The sequence below is a fragment of the Ligilactobacillus agilis DSM 20509 genome, from assembly GCF_001436215.1.
Taxonomy (GTDB): Bacteria; Bacillota; Bacilli; order Lactobacillales; family Lactobacillaceae; genus Ligilactobacillus; species Ligilactobacillus agilis.
Map to the genome: position 1 here is coordinate 37,245 of NZ_AYYP01000061.1, position 17,491 is coordinate 54,735.

Sequence of the window (17,491 nt, forward strand, 5' to 3'; positions counted from 1 at the left end):
TTTGAGTAATAAGTGCAGTAAAGAGTTTTTTGCAAAAGAAAAACCCAGAAACTCATTTAGAGTACAGCTACCCCTAAGGGTAAAAGCAATCTAATTAAGTTTCTGGGTTGATGCCTAGTCGAACTAGTAACACACCTCTTTACGGCTATTATAATACCGATTACAGAAAGCGTTGTCAATGGCATTTTTAAAAATTGTTGGAATAAATTTAAAAAAGCATAGTGGCTTGTCCAAAAGTACTGAACTCTTCTAACCTAGTGAAAATTGAAAATAATAAAGTATCTAAGATGATTATAAACTTTTTTTAAGCAATTAATAACTTGCAAATATATATATATATAATGTTAAGAGAAGTTTAAGATTATATAAAGTTAATTTAAAGGAGATTTTTATGAAAAAGTATATTTTATTAGGTTTTAGTTTGTTAATAGTACTTTTTTCATTGACAGCTTGTAAAGATAAAGGTACTAAAATAAATGGTCATACTGTTTATAAAACAGAAATTACATCAATTAAAACTGATAGTGATCAAGACTGGAAAATAACTGGAACTACAGACGCTCCAGACGGGACAAAAATTTTAGCTTTTAGTAATGATAAAAGCGATTACTATAACTGGACACTTAGCTATACAGATTCTGATTGGGTTAAAGTAAAAGACGGTAAATTTAAGCTAGCAGTAGATCCTACTGAGGTTACAAATGATGATGCTTGGGATGAAGCAAATAAAGATATTAAGGTAACTATAGTAGCTGTATCAGAATATGATAAGGATGCTGATGACGAAGCACCTAAAGCTTTAGTAAAAGGTATTAGAAAGAATTTCACACCAGAGAAGTTAACTACTACAAAGAAGCAGGTTAAGTATAAAGAAAAACTTGAAGAAGAAGACAGTGATGAAGAAGATAGTGACTCTGATAGTTCTTCATCAGAAAGCAGAGATAATGAAGACGAAGATACAGATTCAGAAGATACAGATTCATCAGTAAATACTTCGGATAAGTCGCAATACCAAAGTGTTACGTATGATCAGTTAGCTAGGACACCTGACGATTTTAAGAAAAAGCTAATTACTATTTCAGGTACAGTTTTGCAATCAATTGTTGGTGAAGATGGGACAACTGAATTAATAGTTGACACGACTGGAAATGGTGATGTTATTGAGGTTTTAGAAATGAATAAAAGTTCAGTTCGTCATTTAGAGGGTGACAGTGTTACAATTTATGGTGTTTCTGGAGGCTTGACGTCTTATGAATCGTCTGGTAGCGGTACAGTAACCGCGCCTTTGATAGGAGCTTATATTATTGAATAACGCTAGATAAATACTTTAATTTAAAAAGAAAACTATTCTTCGTATTTTTAGAAGAGTAGTTTTCTTTTTATACACTGATAACGGAATAAATTTAAAAAAGCATAGTGGCTTGCCAGGTAGATGGGAGCTGGAAAACCTTGACTGTTGGGCGGTTGAGTAAGTCTGAATTTAAACTCACCCCGAAAATTTGTGCTTGACCAACTGGCTTAAAGTAGTAGCTTAAACTTTGAGCTGAGGTAACAGTTTGATAAACCGTATAAGTAGGACGGTGGGCCTTACTTTTAGGCACGGAAACAGCGTCTAGTAGTTTAAAGGCGAGGTCCGCTGCCTCTAGCTCATTTGCTGGAACGTCAACCATTTCCTTGAGCCAAGCCGCCTTGACAAAGCGCTGGCTGGGAGTATAACCACCGCTAGGTTGCTTTTTACCGGCTTGTTTACCAGTCGTAACGTGAAAGGCACCTAAGGGACTGTTTCCAGCTAAAAATTCAGGCGTGAAGTCAAGGTAGCTGTCCATCTTAGCTAGTTGCTTTTCAAAACTAGGCATATTAGTTACGACTCCTAAAGGATTTTCAATTACCTTTAAAGGAGAGTGCGAAGGTTCAATTACAATGCTACGTCCGCTGGCGTCGCTGACAGCAAAGTGGAGTTCATCACCGCCGTGTTTTAATTGGCTTTTAAGGGCCATGAGTTGAATCGTTGGTAGTTGTTTTTCTAAATCGGCAATGGATTTAAAGTTACCAAGGGTATAAAGGACAAACTCAAAGGCGGCCAACTGGATGTTAGCATCGTTTTTTTCAGTGGTTAGGCTGGTGCCGTTAGCGAAGGTTAGTTTTTGAACGCTTAGGCCCCACTCATTGATGCCATCGCTTAAGTCGATTAGGTTTTGGTCCTGGAAACCAGTTCCTACCACGGCGTACTTGTTTTGGTAAGGACGGTGGTTATAAATAGACTGCCACTGATAGTTGCGGGGCACAAAGATGGGACTAACATAAAGGTCGTACCAATCCATGGTTCGACCTAATAGATAACTTTTGTCGGTAGCGCTTACGAAAATGCTGGTGCACATAATAAAACCTCACTTTCTTACGCTTATAAGTATGAAATAGATTGTTTAAAATGTAAAGTAACTTGGCTAGTTGCTAGCAATTCTAAAGAAGCTATGCTATAATTTGCATGTCGGAAAGCTTCACGTTGGCGAGGCTTTTTTATTTTGGAAAAAATTAAAGGAGAAGAAACAATGGTTGAATCAAACGAAAAAAAGTGGTACGTATTGCACACATATGCCGGTTATGAAAACAAGGTAAAAGAAAACCTTGAATCCCGGGCACAGTCAATGGGGATGGAAGAAAATATTTTTCGGGTAGTAGTGCCTGAAGAAGAAAAAGTTGAAAAGGCTAAGAACGGTAAAGAAAAAGTTGAAATGCTAAAAACTTTCCCAGGTTACGTCCTAGTTGAAATGGTAATGACTGACCAGTCATGGTATGTTGTTCGTAACACTCCTGGGGTAACAGGTTTCGTTGGTTCTCATGGGGCCGGTAGTAAGCCAGCCCCTCTGTTGGATGAAGAAATTCAACACATCTTACACGAATTAGGAATGAGTAGCCGGCATGCAGATTTAGACTTAGAGGTAGGCGAGTCAGTTAAGATTGTAGCCGGACCATTTACTGGTTTAGTAGGTAAGATTACCGAAATCGATACTGAAAAGATGAAATTAACAGTTGATGTAGATATGTTTGGTCGGGAAACTTCGACTGAACTTGACTACGATCAAGCAGAAAAATTAGCTTAATGAGAGGAAGCGTTGCTAATGCTAAGAAGAAAGAACCTATTGGTAGGGGGGCTTTTAGCTTTAGGAGCGCTTTTTTTGCGCAAATTTGAAGCCTGGGCCAAGCCTGATATTAGACCCCAAGTTCGGATTAGTAATCAAGTTCCGACCCTTTTTATCCATGGTTACAATGGGAACCGTTTCTCCTTTGGGCCGCTGATTGAACGTTTTGGCAAATATGGTTGGGGTAAAAAGACGGCGGTGATTGTTGTTAACCCTGATGGCAGTATGAAAATTAGCGGGGACCCTAGCTTACCGGGAGGGTTGGTTCAGGTTTTGTTTGTGAAGAATCGTTTTCCTTTAACTAAGCAAAGTGATTGGCTTTACCGCCTAACCTATGTGTTAAAACAAAATTATCACCTCAAATCCCTAAACATTGTAGCCCATTCACAGGGTGGAGTAACGGTACTTAATTACCTTAGCGAACATGCCAACGACATTATGTTAACGCAAGTGGTAAAGGTAGTAACGCTCGGGGCCCCCTTCAATGACTTTGAAACCGGCAAAACTACTAAGGTTTTAGAGCGCAATGCACCTGAGATTTTAACCCCGTTATTCAAGAAGTTAAAGAAGTCGCGCTGGCGTTATCAAAATCAAATTGAATTTCTAAACATTGCCGGTGATAAGGATGACGGGAGCTTTTCGGATGGGCAGGTCGCTTTAAGTTCGGTCTTAACCCTGGCTAATTTAATCGATGACTCGGTGAGAAACTACCAAGAGTATGTGGTTAAAGGGAAAAAGGCCGGGCATAATTACCTTTTGCGTAACCAACAGGTAGACCAAGTAATCGGGAACTTTTTATTTGACCTCAAGTAGTAGCTAAAAAACTCAGCTAATTGTTATAATGGAATAAATTACCTTAAGGGGGGAAAACTTTGTTATTTTTAAAACTAGTAGCCACTTATTTAGTGGAACCGCTCTTTTTATTAGGTCTAGTAGCTAGCTATATCTTGTATTTGACGCGGATTAAAAGGGAGCGCCACTTTTTTAGGATTGCAGTTAACCGGGATTTTTATGAACTGAGACATTTTTTAAAGCACGGACTCTTGTTAGGAATTAGTGGGTCAATTGTAACCCTAGGATTAGGTCTAACCCTAGGCTGGCAGGTGGTAGTCATTTACCAAGCATTGGCCTGCTTAGCGTTAGTAGCAGGTATTCAAGCCAACTTGGCTTTCTTAGCCCTACTGTTGACAGGGCTTTTAGCCGGGGGAGTCGCTTACCTTAATCCTAGTTGGTGGTCCTTTGATAAAATAGTTCCTAGCCAGTTAACGGGCGTCATGTTACTAGTAGTACTTTACCTGGCTTTTAAGCTCGTTTTACTAAGGGCCCAAAAGTTTGATTGGTTTTCACCCCAAATTAAGGCGGGCAAACGGGGGCGGCGGATTGCAACTTACTTTTGGCGCGAGGTAAGTGTGATTCCACTGGTGGTATTGGTACCAGGAAGTTGGTTAAAAGTTAGCGGGGCTTGGCCAGTGCTTACAATTGGCCACCAAAGCTACAGCCTCTTTATAATGCCCTTTTTAATAGCAGTTTCGGTTAAATTAGCTAAGCAAGTGCCGACGATGGCGTTAGGTCTATACCGGAAGCAAACCTGGCTGTTATTGGGGTTAGCCAGTGGTTTGACGGTGGTGAGCTACTTTTATCCTAGCGCCAGCCTAGTTGGTTTTGGCAGCTTAGCCTTGCTCTGGCTCTATCAGGCCTACCGCCGGAAACAAGCCGATTTGCGGGCGGATTTTTGGTATGTTGAAACCAATCAAGGCGTGCGGGTGGTAGCAGTTAAACCTAAGACCCCGGCAGCCAAAATGAAGCTAGTTCCAGGTGACATTATTATTGAATGTAATCAGCAGTTGGTTAATTCTGAAGCAGAGTTGTACCAAGCCCTCCAGGCCAACTCAGCTTACTGTAAGTTAAGGGTTAGGGGTTTTAATGGTGAATTACGGTTGGCGGAAAGCGCAATCTACGCCGGCGCCCCCCATGAGATTGGTTTGATTCTGTTTCATTAGAGGTGATTTAGTTGGTAAAGAAGATACTGGTGGTTGATGATGAATCGGCGATTGTAACGCTGTTAAAATATAATCTAGAAAATGAGGGTTATCAGGTAACGACTTGTGATAATGGGCAAGCGGCCTTTGAATTAGCCCTAGCAAACTCGTTTGACTTTATTTTGTTAGACTTGATGTTACCAGGTTTAGATGGAATCGAGGTTACTAAGCGTTTGCGGCAAGAAAAGGTGCAAACACCAATTATTATGATTACCGCCAAAAATAGTGAGTATGATAAGATTATCGGACTTGAACTAGGGGCGGATGATTACCTCACCAAGCCATTTTCTCCGCGGGAGGTCATTGCTCGTCTAAAAGCGATTAGTCGGCGTTTACCAGTCCAAGAAGCTGGGCAGCTCAAAGTAGAAAAAGAGCGGTATCACTTTGCTGACTTTACGGTTGATTTAGCCAACGTAGCGGTTGTGGTTCACGGGCGGAAGGTGAAGTTAACACCTAAAGAATTTGAATTGCTAGCTTATTTTGTCAAGCGCCCTAACCGGGTCTTGAGTAGGGATAAGCTATTAAGTGGGGTTTGGGGTTATGATTACGCAGGCCAAACCCGGTTAGTCGATATGCACGTCAGCCACCTGCGTGAAAAAATTGAACCCAACCCTAAGCAGCCTCAATACATTCAAACCATTAGGGGCTTTGGCTATCGTTTTACGGGAGAAGTAAATGAAACTTAAAAATTATGTTTTACTGTATTGCTTAACCTGTTTGGGCTTAGTTGTTAGTGTGATTGGCTACGACTGGTATGAGGGGAGCAATTTTGACAGTCAGTGGCACAGTTTAGGCCTCTATAGTTTAGTAGTCAGTTTTGTTTTAACCAGCCTTTATTTTGGCTATGATTTATGGCAGCAAAAAAGGCAGGCGGCTGAAATCAAGTTACTAAATGATAAATTAGTCGACTTGTTAAAAGAGGGCGCCTATCATCATGTTATTTTAAAGCCGAGTGATCCTTATTATCAGTTAGCTCAGTCAATTAATGCTATTCAAAGCAAACAAAAACGGTTTGTAAAAAATTTTGTCCGCCAACAAAGGGGTTACTTCAGCTTGTTAGAGTATCTAACCAGTGGGGTAATGTTAATTGACCAAGATAATTTGATTTATACGGCCAATCACGCCTTAAATGAAATTTTTGCAAAGGATTTGAATCAAAAACAATCCCCTTACTACTATGTCTTAGACAACTTTGAATTAATTCAGTTAATCGAGCAGGCTATCCGGACAAAAAGTGACCAGGCTAAAGAAATCAAGCACCACCAAGATGGAGAAAAACTGTTAGCGGTGCAAGTTCGCTATATTCCGTTAAGCAAACATCACTTTTTGATAATGTGCTTGGTGGATGATGTTACCCAAAAACGCAAGTTAGAGCAGCAACAAAAGGACTTTTTAGCTAACTTAAGTCATGAATTAAAAACCCCGATTACTTCAATTAGTGGCTTTAGCGAGACCTTGTTAGCGGGGGCGCTAAGCGATCAAACGGTTAGCCGGCAGTTTGTGGAGATTATCCACCGTGAAAGTAAGGAGTTAGCCGAACTAATCGAGGATGGCCTATCTCTAGCCAGAATTGAAGACGACCGGGCCTTAAATCTGACCAGCTTTAACCTCTATGCTTTTTGTAACGCCAGTTTAGATTCTTTCACTAAGCTGATTTTTGAAAAGCAGATTAAGGTTAAGTTAGAGGTGGAACCTGACTTAGAAATTGTCTGTGATCAGCGTAAGTTACGACACATTCTAAATAACTTACTCCAAAATGGCTTACGGTATAACCGGCCTGAGGGGAAATTAACCATTAAGGCGAACTTGTTAGCCAATGAGTGGCAATTAATTGTTAGTGACACGGGAATCGGAATTGAAAAAGCCGAACAGAAGCGGATTTTTGAACGGTTTTATCGGGTTGACCAGTCACGGACAAAGGCGATAGTAGGAACTGGCCTAGGGTTAGCGGTTGTCAAGGAGTATGTCGAGCTACTTTCGGGAGATATTAGTTTGGTAAGTAAGCCTAATGAGGGGAGTACCTTTACCGTAACCCTCCCGCGTTTTGAACTTTAAAAAACTCTAAACTTGAGTCAAAATCTTGGTAACAAGGGCTCAAAGTAGGTAGAATTAAGTTAAGAATAGTGAATGTGGGAGGAAGTTTAATGGCTAAGAAATTGTATCGGTCTCATAACCGCTTGATTGCCGGTGTTTGTGCCGGGCTAGCCGAGTATTTTAACATAAAAGTTAAGACGGTCCGGTTGAGTTTTGTAGCAGCTACGTTAATTTGTGGGATATTACCCCACCTTTCAGTAGTGCCGGTAGGAATTTATATCATCTTGGCGTTGGTGATGCCATTGAATCCGCAGCAAGAGCAGTTTTCATATTTTGATTTATTCAAATTATTTACTGGTCAGACTGCTAAACCAAACCAGACAAACTCTGAGTACACTAAGTCTGGGCGAAAAATTATTAAAGATGCACGGGAACGTGACATCCATTAACTAGAGGAGGAATTATTTTGGGATTTTGGCAAAGGGCAGCCGTTAATGCGTTAACTTTCATTGCCTTAGCAGGCTTTTTTCCGGAAATTTTTCATGTTGGGTCAATTTGGATGGCCTTTGTGGCAGCAGTAGTTTTAGGGGTTTTAAATATGTTTGTGAAGCCATTTTTGGTATTAATCTCGCTTCCAATTACCTTTCTAACCTTAGGCTTCTTTTACTGGGTAATTAATGCCTTGATGTTAGAAATGACATCGACTTTTGTTGGGAATGCCTTTGAGTTTGCCAACTTTAGTTCGGCCTTAATCGTCGCTTTGATTTTAAGCGTGGTAAACTTGGTTATTACCAACTATTTGGCTCGGTAAGAACTTAGCGTTTAGATAGTTTTTCACGACTGAGGTTGCGAGAAACTATTTTTTTTATAGCGAAATCCTTTTAGTTGGTGGTAAACCGGTTACAAAATGGTAAAATAAGATTATCGTAGTTAAATACGGGGAGTGATTAATGTGAATAAAGTAAGTGTAGCTGAATTGGTAGATGCTAATGGTTTAATTGTTTATTCGGGAGGAATGTATCTAAAAGAACGGTTTATCACCACCAGTGATATTTCACGTCCGGGCCTGGAATTAACCGGCTATTTCGATTATTATCCTGAAGAACGGGTGCAATTAATGGGAATGACCGAGATTTCTTACGCCCATAAGATGGAGCCGGCTGCCAGAAAGGAAATTATGGAGCGGATGTGTGGCGAAAATACCCCTTGTTTTGTGATTTCCCGCTACCTATCGGTTCCTGAAGAAATGGAACAAGCGGCTAAAGAGCACCAGATTCCAATTTTACGGTCAAAATTGCCAACCACTAGGTTGTCATCCAAATTAACCGACTACTTAGAAAGTAAGTTGGCTGAAAGAAAATCCCTGCACGGGGTTTTAGTCGATATTTATGGACTAGGGGTCTTAATCACTGGTGACTCAGGAGTTGGTAAGTCAGAAACAGCCCTGGACTTAATTAAGCGGGGCCACCGGTTAATTGCCGATGACCGGGTAGAAGTCTATCAACAAGATGAGCAAACTATTATTGGGGAAGCACCTAAGATTTTACAGCACCTCTTAGAAATTAGGGGAGTTGGCATTATTGATGTCATGAACCTCTTTGGGGCGGGGGCTGTGCGGACTTCTACCGATATTTCTTTGATTGTGCACCTTGAAAACTGGAGCAAGGATAAGCAATTCGATCGTTTAGGTAGTGGCGAACAATCAGTCCAAATTTTTGACGTGGCAATTCCTAAGATTACCATTCCAGTTAAGGTAGGGCGGAATATGGCCATTATTATTGAGGCAGCTGCGATGAATTACCGGGCTAAGACAATGGGGTATGACGCTACCAAGGCCTTTGAACGCAACCTTAATAGTTTGATTCAAGAAAATTCACAAGACTAACAAGAAAAGAGAGAAGAGCAGCGATGTTAAGTGCTATTAATCCAATCGCACTGAAATTAGGTCCCCTGTCAGTTCACTGGTATGGGGTGATTATTGCAAGTGCGGTGATCATAGCGGTTACCTTAGCGGTGATTGAAGGTAAAAAACGGGGTTTAGTAGAAGATGATTTTTATGATTTCTTGCTTTGGGCGCTACCGGTAGCTTTGATAACCGCTAGAAGTTACTATGTTATTTTTCAGTGGCCTTATTATGCCAGCCATCCCAGTGAAATTTATCGTATTTGGGATGGAGGAATTGCCATCTACGGGGCTTTAATCGGAGCCTTAATTGTCCTAATCATTTTTTGCCGGCAAAAGCAGATTTCCGCCTGGTTATTTTTGGATGTGATTGCCCCCACGGTAATTTTGGCTCAAGGTATCGGCCGCTGGGGGAACTTTATTAACCAAGAAGCCCACGGCGGGGTAACTAGCTTAAGTTTCTTACACCAGTTACATTTGCCAGCCTTTATTATTAACCAAATGTATATTAACGGAAATTACTACCAACCAACCTTTTTATATGAGTCACTGTGGGATGTGTTAGGCTTTTTAATTTTAATTAGTCTCCGCCATCGGCAAGGACTCTTTAAGCAAGGAGAAGTGTTTTTAAGCTACGTTTTATGGTATTCCTTTGGCCGCTTCTTTATTGAAGGAATGCGGACGGATAGTTTAATGCTGGGAGGATTACGTGTTTCGCAGTGGTTATCAGTGGTTCTCTTTATAGTTGCTTTAGGAATTTGGGCTTACCGGCGCTACTATAATCCACTTAATGCGTGGTATGTAGACGGTAGTAAGCAAGATACTTTACAAAAAACTAAATAATGTTATACTAACAAAAAGTAAGTGATGTTAATGAGAGTAAGTAAATAGATTTGAAAGGTGATAACATGGCAAAAGAATATGATGTAATCGTAATTGGTGCAGGTCCTGGGGGAATGACGGCTGCCTTATACGCTTCCCGGGCTAACCTTAAGGTTTTAATGCTAGATCGGGGAATTTATGGTGGGCAGATGAACAATACCGCGGAAGTTGAAAACTATCCTGGTTACAAGTCAATTCTTGGTCCTGATTTGGCGGAAAAAATGTATGAAAGTACCATTCAATTTGGGGCTGAATACGCTTATGGTAACGTTGAAAGCGTCGAATTAGTAGCTGATAATTTAAAGTTGGTTAAGACTGATAGTGATGAATACCAGGCACCGGTTGTAATTATTGCAACTGGTTCGCAGCACAGAAAATTAGGTGTTCCCGGCGAAGAAGAGTATGGTGGCCGGGGGGTCTCATACTGCGCCGTTTGCGACGGGGCCTTCTTTAGGGATAAAAAAGTAGCAGTCGTTGGCGGTGGTGATTCGGCAATTGAAGAAGGAATTTACCTTACTCAATTAGCCCAAAACGTGAATGTTATCCACAGACGTGACCAACTCCGGGCGCAAGCAATCATCCAACAACGGGCTTTTGCCAACGATAAGATGACCTTTACTTGGGATACCGTTGTCAAAGAAATTAAGGGTGACGGTCAAAAGGTAACCGGCTTATTAGTTCACAACAAAAAAACTGGTGAAGATAGCGAAATCGAAGCTAGTGGGGTCTTTATTTACGTTGGGATTGAACCAATGACAGAGGCTTTCCAAAATCTAGGGATTACCGATGAAGCGGGTTGGATTGAAACCAACGACCGGATGGAAACGAAGATTCCTGGAATTTACGCTTTAGGTGACGTTAGAAAGAAAAACTTACGCCAAATTACAACTGCCGTTGGTGATGGCGGAATTGCCGGGCAAGAAGCCTTTAACTACCTACAAACAATTAAATAATTACCAAGCCCCCAGCAAAAAGTTTGATTGGCCTTTTGCTGGGGGCTAATTATTTAACCGGCTGGTAACTGATGTAAGCCTAGGCTGACAATTAAGTTCGTAAGAAAAGAATGAAAACTTTAACTAATTTTATTTCCAATTTTGTTTTCAAAGCCCGCAACTAAATAAATATGCTATAATGTAAACGGATATATGATGGTTACGTTTTAGTATTTAGCTTAATCAAGCGCGGTTAGTTGATGGAGTTAAATATTGAACTGATTAGTTGTATCCAGTAGACGGATATTACTTTAGGTAATAGTTAAATTAGGGAGTGATTTCATGAGTTGGAAAGAAACTTATAACACTTGGAAAGATTATGCAGATTTAGATGCTGAGTTAAAGGATGAACTAGCTAATTTAGCTGGTAATGACGCAGCGTTAGAAGATGCCTTTTACACCCCAATGGAATTTGGGACTGCTGGAATGCGTGGCCTTCTAGGTGCCGGAATTAACCGCATGAATATTTACACTGTTCGCCAAGCAACTGCTGGGTTAGCAGCCTTCATGTTGACTTTAGATGAAGCTACTAGAAATCGTGGGGTCGCAATCAGCTATGATTCACGGCACCATTCACAAGACTTTGCCTTTGAAGCTGCTAGGGTTTTAGGGGCACAAGGGATTCCAACCTTTGTATTTGAAAGCTTACGTCCTACCCCAGAACTTTCCTTTACGGTTAGACATTTGCATACATACGCCGGGATTATGATTACTGCTAGTCATAACCCAAAGGAATATAATGGTTACAAGATTTATGGGGAAGATGGCGCCCAAATGCCACCAAAAGAATCAGACTTGATTACAAAGTACATTCGGGAAGTGGACGACTTATTTGCAATTAAGGTTGCTTCCAAGGAAGAATTAATTGACGCCGGTGTCTTGAAGGTTATCGGGGCCGAAGTAGACCAAGACTACCTAGACCAAGTCAAGACTGTAACGATTAACAAGGAATTAGTGGCTGAAGAAGGCAAGACGATGAAGTTAATCTTTAGCCCATTACACGGAACTGGGGCAATGCTAGGGGAAAAGGCTTTGCGTCAAGCAGGCTTTGAAAACTTCACGATGGTGCCTGAACAATCCAAGCCAGATTCAGACTTCACCACCGTTAAGAAACCTAACCCAGAAGATCCAGCCGCCTTTAATTTGGCAATTGAATTGGGTAAGAAAGAAGGGGCTGATCTCCTAGTAGCAGTTGACCCTGATGCCGACCGGTTAGGGGCAGCTGTTCGGCAACCAAATGGTGACTACCAACTCTTGACTGGTAACCAAATTGCAGCCGTAATGTTAAATTACATTTTAACTGCACACAAGGAAGCCGGTAGTTTACCAGCTAACGCAGCCGCTGTTAAGTCAATCGTTTCTAGTGAATTTGCAACCAAGGTGGCTGCTAGCTACGGAGTAGAAATGATTAACGTGTTAACCGGCTTCAAGTTTATCGCCGAACAAATCAAGCACTTTGAAGATACCAATGAACATACTTTCATGATGGGCTTTGAAGAAAGTTACGGTTACTTAGTACGGCCATTCGTTCGCGATAAGGATGCAATTCAATCACTAGTAATGTTAGCTGAAGTAGCTGCTTACTACAAGAAACAAGGCAAGAACCTCTACGATGGTTTGCAAGAATTATTTGAAAAGCATGGTTACTATGCTGAAAAGACCATTTCCTTAACGTTTGATGGGGTTGAAGGGGCTAAAGAAATTGCTGACTTGATGACTAAGTTCAGAAACGATGCTCCTAGTGAATTTGCCGGCTACGAAGTGGCTGCCTTGGAAGACTTTGCTAAGTCAGAAAAACGTTTGGCAGACGGAACGGTTACAAAGATTGACCTGCCAACTTCAAACGTATTGAAATATATCTTAGCAGATGGAACTTGGATTGCAGTACGTCCATCAGGGACAGAACCAAAGATTAAGTTCTATATTGGGACCCAAGCAGATAGTTTGGCTAAGGCGGAAGAAAAACGGGCTGCCTTTGAAGATGCAATCACTGCCTTTGTTAAAGGTTAAGAACTGAACTAAATTAAAAGGATGCACAGATGAATTGTTCATTTGTGCATCCTTTTTGCTAGGCTTCTTTAGTTAAAATCCCATCGGTGATTTGGTAGATGGAGTCGGCATGCTTACGCAACCTAAGGTCATGTGTAACCACGATTACAGCCTTATTTTCTTTTTGAGCTAAGTCATGAAGCATTAAGCCAACTTCCTCAACCCGGTGACTATCCAAAGCGGCGGTAGGCTCATCAGCCAGGATAATTTCAGGGTTAGTGTAGAGGGCCCGGGCGATAGCCACCCGTTGATTTTGCCCCCCTGATAGGTTAGCAGGGTACTTATCCACTAAGTCGGCAATTTCTAGTTTAGCCAGCAAGGCATTGAGTTTAGCAGAAGAGAGGTTATTACTTTTCTTAATCCGGCTAACGAAATTAAATTGATCTTTGACCTTTAAGTAAGGAACTAAGTTGTAAGCTTGAAGTACAAAACCAATTTTTTCTAACCGAATCTTTTCTTGTTGGCGCGAGGAAAGTTGGGCTAAATCAAGTCCATTCAGTTTGACCTGGCCACTGCTAGGGGTTTGTAAGCTACCAAGGATTGTCAAAAAGGTACTTTTACCAGAACCGGATGGACCCAAAATTAAAATAAGTTGCCCTTTATCTGCTTTGAAATTGACGTTTTTTAAAGCAGTGACTTGACCTAAACCACTCCCAAAGGTTTTACTGATATTTATTAGTTCAATGGTTGCCATAACTTTTTCCTTTCTATTTGGTTAGCTGTTGATAACTGTGACGGGGTCGACTTTTAAGATGGTTCTAACGGGCAGTAAACTTCCAAGTAGGCTAGCAAATAAGAGGCCTGCCGCCACTAAGCCAAGCGCGACTGGGTCAAAGAAAATCGGGGCCGCCTTGGGGATGAATAGTGCACTTAACCAGGTTAAGAGTCCGCCTAAAATGGTCCCGCTTAAAGCCAGTAGCATAGCCTGGATGATGGTAGTTGCTACTAAGGTTTTAGCCGGAATTCCTTGCGCTCGTAAAACAGCGTAGTTAGGTAGTTTTTGAATGGTAATAATGTATAAGAATACTGCAATTATAATTAAAGAAATTACCAGCAAAAAGCCAATCATTAAGGCGAAGGTGAGGTTTTGGGCGCTATAACCAGGCAATTTATTGATTAGCTGGGTGACCGAGTAGGTCTTGAGATTGGTTGCCTTAAAATGCAACTTTTCTTTGCTTAAAAGGGCGCTAGCTGTGAAGTTGGGGCCAACGTTTTTAAGGTTTTGCCAAGCCGTTAACTGGCCGTAAGCGACTGGGGCGACATTGTATTGATGATTTTTAACGAAACCAACAATTTTAAATTTATCCTTGAGAGAATTGAGGGTGACCGTATCGTTTAAGTGGTAGCCACTATTTTTGAAGTTTTCATCGACTACTAACTGGTGTGAGTTAGTGGGCATTTTACCGGCGGTTAATTTAAGGTTGCGGTAGATGAACTGCTGGGGCTTTAAGCCGATAAAACTAGCACCAACGTTGGCGTGGTGAGGCTTTTTTACAACAATGGAAGCCTGCCCGATTAAAGCGGTGTGGGCATTTTGCGGGAGGGTGGCAACCATTTCCTTGGTCAATAAGGATTGGTTTAAGTTAACATTGGCATCTTGATTGAGGACAATTTGCTTGAAGTGCCAGTTATTGATGGCATTAGTGTTTTGATTAGCTAAGCCAAAGGCCAGGCCAGTCAAAATGAAAATCAGGTAGCTGATGAGTAAAAACATAACGACAATCAAGCTATACCGTAGTTTTTCGTACCGAAATTCTTTGAGGGCTAAAAACATAAGCTAGACTCCTTTCAAAAAAGTGGTTAATGCTTCCTCTAACCGCGCAAGGTACAACTCTTGGTGCTCTGGCTCAAGTAAGCAGGCAAAAATAGCTTCGTGACAGAGAGTAGCAACCGCCCAGTCCTTTGAAGCCAGTTGCTTCATTGGAGAATGAAGTCTAAGGAAATAATCGTTTTGGGTAACGCTTAGGCGGATGAAGTCGTAGTAAGGACTATTTTTCGTTCCGCTTAAGAAGTTTGTGATTAGTAAGATGTAGTCCTTAGCGGTCAGTGCCTTGCTGAAATTAAGGTCTTGGTGAATGTCTGCTAGCGCTAACTGATATAGATATTGGTAGGCATCAGTTAGGTCAGTAAAATATTTATAAAAGGCTCCGCGGGCAATTTGTGCTTGCTTAATGATTGGGGCGACTTGGGCAGTTGCCAAGGGAACGCGCGAAAATTCGTGCAATAGCGCCTGGGTGATGCGGGCCTGTTTTTCGGCGGGTAGGTTAAGAAAAGTGCTTTTTACCATAAATATAACTCCTTTGGTGACATTGTGTCACTTGGTGATTACAAGTATAACTTTAAAGTGACACGCTGTCAACTCAGAAAAGACAAATTAGCTGTGAAAATACGTTCGGTGTGGTATGATTATAAAGGATTTTAAGCTAGAAATGAGGGGTAAAGAGTGATTGAAAGACAAGCAGACCGAAAATTTGAATTAGTCTCGGATTACCAGCCAACAGGTGATCAGCCAGAAGCCATTGAAGAATTGACCGCCGGGCTTAAGGCTGGTAAAAAAGCCCAAATTTTGTTAGGGGCAACGGGAACGGGGAAAACCTTTACCATTTCAAATGTAATTAAAAATGTTAATAAACCAACCTTGGTGTTAGCACATAACAAGACCTTAGCAGGGCAGTTATACGGAGAGTTTAAGGAATTCTTCCCCAATAACGCGGTGGAATACTTTGTTTCCTACTACGATTACTATCAACCCGAAGCCTACGTACCTTCTAGTGATACTTACATTGAAAAGGATTCAAGTATTAATGATGAGATTGATAAGTTACGACACTCGGCTACTAGTTCCCTCTTAGAGCGAAATGACGTCATCGTGGTGGCGTCCGTTTCGTCAATTTTTGGGTTAGGGGATCCGACCGAATACCGGGAACACACCCTCTCACTGCGAGTGGGGCAAGAATTGAGTCGGGACAAATTGTTACGTTCCTTGGTCGATATTCAGTTTGAGCGTAATGACATTGACTTTCAACGGGGCCGTTTTCGGGTAAGAGGCGATGTAGTGGAGATTTTCCCGGCCTCACGTGATGATAAGGCTTTGCGGGTCGAATTTTTTGGTGATGAAATTGACCGGATTCGCGAAGTCGATCCCTTAACGGGGGAAGTTTATGGTCAAAGAGAACACGTGGCTATCTTCCCTGCTACCCACTTTATGACTAATGAAGACCGGTTGAAGGTGGCAATTGATGGAATTGAAAGTGAATTAACTGAGCGAGTAGCAGAGCTAACTGCAGAAGAAAAACTTTTAGAAGCTCAGCGCTTAAAGCAAAGAACTACTTATGATATTGAAATGCTCCGGGAAATGGGATATTGCTCGGGAATTGAAAACTATTCACGGCACATGGATGGCAGACGGCCAGGTCAGCCACCCTATACCTTGTTAGACTTCTTTCCCAAAGACTTCTTAATCGTGGTAGACGAATCTCATGTGACTATGCCCCAAGTGCGTGGAATGTATAATGGGGACCGCTCACGTAAGCAAATGTTAGTCGATTATGGTTTTAGACTACCATCGGCCTTAGATAATCGGCCCTTACAGTTGAGTGAGTTTGAAAAGCACGTTAACCAAATTATCTATATGTCGGCTACTCCTGGTCCTTATGAGATGGAACAAACCGCTACGGTGGTTCAACAGATTATTCGGCCAACTGGCTTGCTTGATCCGACTATTGATGTTAGACCAAGTATGGGGCAGATGGATGATTTGGTAGCCGAAATTCAAAAGCGCATCGAAGCCGATGAGCGGGTCTTTGTAACGACCTTAACTAAAAAGATGGCGGAAGATTTAACCGACTACTTCAAGGAGTTAAGCATCAAGGTCCGCTACCTTCACTCAGACATTAAAACCTTAGAAAGAACCCGCTTAATTAGGGATTTACGCCTAGGAAAATTTGATGTCTTAGTGGGAATTAACCTTTTACGGGAAGGAATTGATGTGCCGGAGGTCTCCTTGATTGTGATTTTAGATGCGGATAAGGAAGGCTTCTTACGCAATGAACGTTCCTTAATTCAAACAATCGGGCGGGCTGCCCGCAATGCGCATGGACACGTGATTATGTACGCAGACAATGTCACTGAGTCGATGCAAAAAGCGATTGCTGAAACCAAACGGCGGCGGTCAATTCAAGAGGCTTACAACGAAGCCCATCATATTGTTCCTAAGACAATTAAAAAAGAAATCCGGGCTAATATTTCCGCTTCGGAAAAGGTGGCAGCTAAGTCTAAGAAAGCTGAACTTGACCTAGACTTTGTTGATATGAACAAGAAGGAACAACAGGCATTAATCGCCAGCTTAGAGGCCCAAATGAAGCAAGCTGCCAAGCAGTTAGACTTTGAAGAGGCTGCTACTTTACGTGATACAATTTTAGAGTTAAAAGCACAACTTGATTAAGCGAAGAGA

The 17,491-nt window shown here is 41.5% G+C and carries 17 protein-coding genes; 13 read left to right on the forward strand and 4 right to left on the reverse strand.

Annotated features, from left to right (window positions below):
• Positions 1-391 precede the first annotated feature (391 nt).
• Positions 392-1,312, forward strand: a complete 921-nt coding sequence (locus FC14_RS07575) for a hypothetical protein (protein ID WP_056977130.1) — start codon at positions 392-394, stop codon at positions 1,310-1,312.
• A 91-nt stretch (positions 1,313-1,403) separates the two neighbouring features.
• On the opposite strand, the gene FC14_RS07580 is transcribed toward FC14_RS07575, so the two are convergent.
• A complete protein-coding gene (locus FC14_RS07580; RefSeq protein ID WP_056977132.1) occupies positions 1,404-2,378 on the reverse strand; it encodes a choloylglycine hydrolase family protein in 975 nt (324 codons plus the stop codon).
• A gap of 171 nt (positions 2,379-2,549) precedes the next feature.
• Between FC14_RS07580 and nusG the strand changes: the two genes are divergently transcribed.
• The 11 genes from nusG to FC14_RS07635 all read left to right on the forward strand — a co-directional run bounded on the left by nusG (position 2,550) and on the right by FC14_RS07635 (position 12,999).
• A complete protein-coding gene (gene nusG / locus FC14_RS07585; RefSeq protein WP_056977214.1) occupies positions 2,550-3,101 on the forward strand; it encodes a transcription termination/antitermination protein NusG in 552 nt (183 codons plus the stop codon).
• Positions 3,102-3,119: 18 nt separating this feature from the next.
• Positions 3,120-3,953, forward strand: coding sequence for an alpha/beta hydrolase (locus FC14_RS07590; protein ID WP_056977134.1), 834 nt, complete (start codon positions 3,120-3,122; stop codon positions 3,951-3,953).
• Positions 3,954-4,012: 59 nt separating this feature from the next.
• Positions 4,013-5,140, forward strand: a complete 1,128-nt coding sequence (locus FC14_RS07595) for a PDZ domain-containing protein (protein ID WP_056977136.1) — start codon at positions 4,013-4,015, stop codon at positions 5,138-5,140.
• Between the two features lie 11 nt (positions 5,141-5,151).
• Positions 5,152-5,865, forward strand: a complete 714-nt coding sequence (locus FC14_RS07600) for a response regulator transcription factor (protein ID WP_056977138.1) — start codon at positions 5,152-5,154, stop codon at positions 5,863-5,865.
• On the forward strand, positions 5,855-7,234 hold the full coding sequence (locus FC14_RS07605) for a sensor histidine kinase (protein WP_056977139.1): 1,380 nt from the start codon (positions 5,855-5,857) through the stop codon (positions 7,232-7,234). Before FC14_RS07600 ends, FC14_RS07605 begins: the two co-directional genes overlap by 11 nt.
• Positions 7,235-7,323: 89 nt before the next feature.
• Positions 7,324-7,662, forward strand: a complete 339-nt coding sequence (locus FC14_RS07610; protein ID WP_056977141.1) for a PspC domain-containing protein — start codon at positions 7,324-7,326, stop codon at positions 7,660-7,662.
• Between the two features lie 17 nt (positions 7,663-7,679).
• A complete protein-coding gene (locus tag FC14_RS07615; RefSeq protein ID WP_056977143.1) occupies positions 7,680-8,024 on the forward strand; it encodes a phage holin family protein in 345 nt (114 codons plus the stop codon).
• Between the two features lie 141 nt (positions 8,025-8,165).
• Positions 8,166-9,098 (forward strand): HPr(Ser) kinase/phosphatase, encoded by a 933-nt coding sequence (gene hprK, locus FC14_RS07620; protein ID WP_056977145.1) that lies wholly within the window; start codon positions 8,166-8,168, stop codon positions 9,096-9,098.
• A 23-nt stretch (positions 9,099-9,121) separates the two neighbouring features.
• The gene (gene lgt, locus FC14_RS07625; protein WP_056977147.1) at positions 9,122-9,958 is read left to right on the forward strand and encodes a prolipoprotein diacylglyceryl transferase; all 837 of its coding nucleotides are present in this window, start codon (positions 9,122-9,124) and stop codon (positions 9,956-9,958) included.
• 65 nt (positions 9,959-10,023) lie between these two features.
• Positions 10,024-10,950, forward strand: a complete 927-nt coding sequence (trxB, locus tag FC14_RS07630; protein WP_050611694.1) for a thioredoxin-disulfide reductase — start codon at positions 10,024-10,026, stop codon at positions 10,948-10,950.
• A gap of 321 nt (positions 10,951-11,271) precedes the next feature.
• On the forward strand, positions 11,272-12,999 hold the full coding sequence (locus FC14_RS07635) for a phospho-sugar mutase (RefSeq protein ID WP_056977149.1): 1,728 nt from the start codon (positions 11,272-11,274) through the stop codon (positions 12,997-12,999).
• 58 nt (positions 13,000-13,057) lie between these two features.
• On the opposite strand, the gene FC14_RS07640 is transcribed toward FC14_RS07635, so the two are convergent.
• The 3 genes from FC14_RS07640 to FC14_RS07650 are packed head-to-tail and all read right to left on the reverse strand — an operon-like array spanning position 13,058 to position 15,325.
• Positions 13,058-13,732 (reverse strand): ABC transporter ATP-binding protein, encoded by a 675-nt coding sequence (locus FC14_RS07640; RefSeq protein WP_056977151.1) that lies wholly within the window; start codon positions 13,730-13,732, stop codon positions 13,058-13,060.
• Positions 13,733-13,753: 21 nt separating this feature from the next.
• Entirely contained in the window at positions 13,754-14,812 is a 1,059-nt protein-coding gene (locus FC14_RS07645; RefSeq protein WP_056977153.1) for an ABC transporter permease, read from the reverse strand.
• A 3-nt stretch (positions 14,813-14,815) separates the two neighbouring features.
• Positions 14,816-15,325 (reverse strand): TetR/AcrR family transcriptional regulator, encoded by a 510-nt coding sequence (locus FC14_RS07650; protein WP_056977155.1) that lies wholly within the window; start codon positions 15,323-15,325, stop codon positions 14,816-14,818.
• A 156-nt stretch (positions 15,326-15,481) separates the two neighbouring features.
• Here FC14_RS07650 and uvrB point away from each other — a divergent pair, with 156 nt between their 5' ends.
• Entirely contained in the window at positions 15,482-17,482 is a 2,001-nt protein-coding gene (gene uvrB / locus FC14_RS07655; protein WP_056977157.1) for an excinuclease ABC subunit UvrB, read from the forward strand.
• Positions 17,483-17,491: the final 9 nt, after the last annotated feature.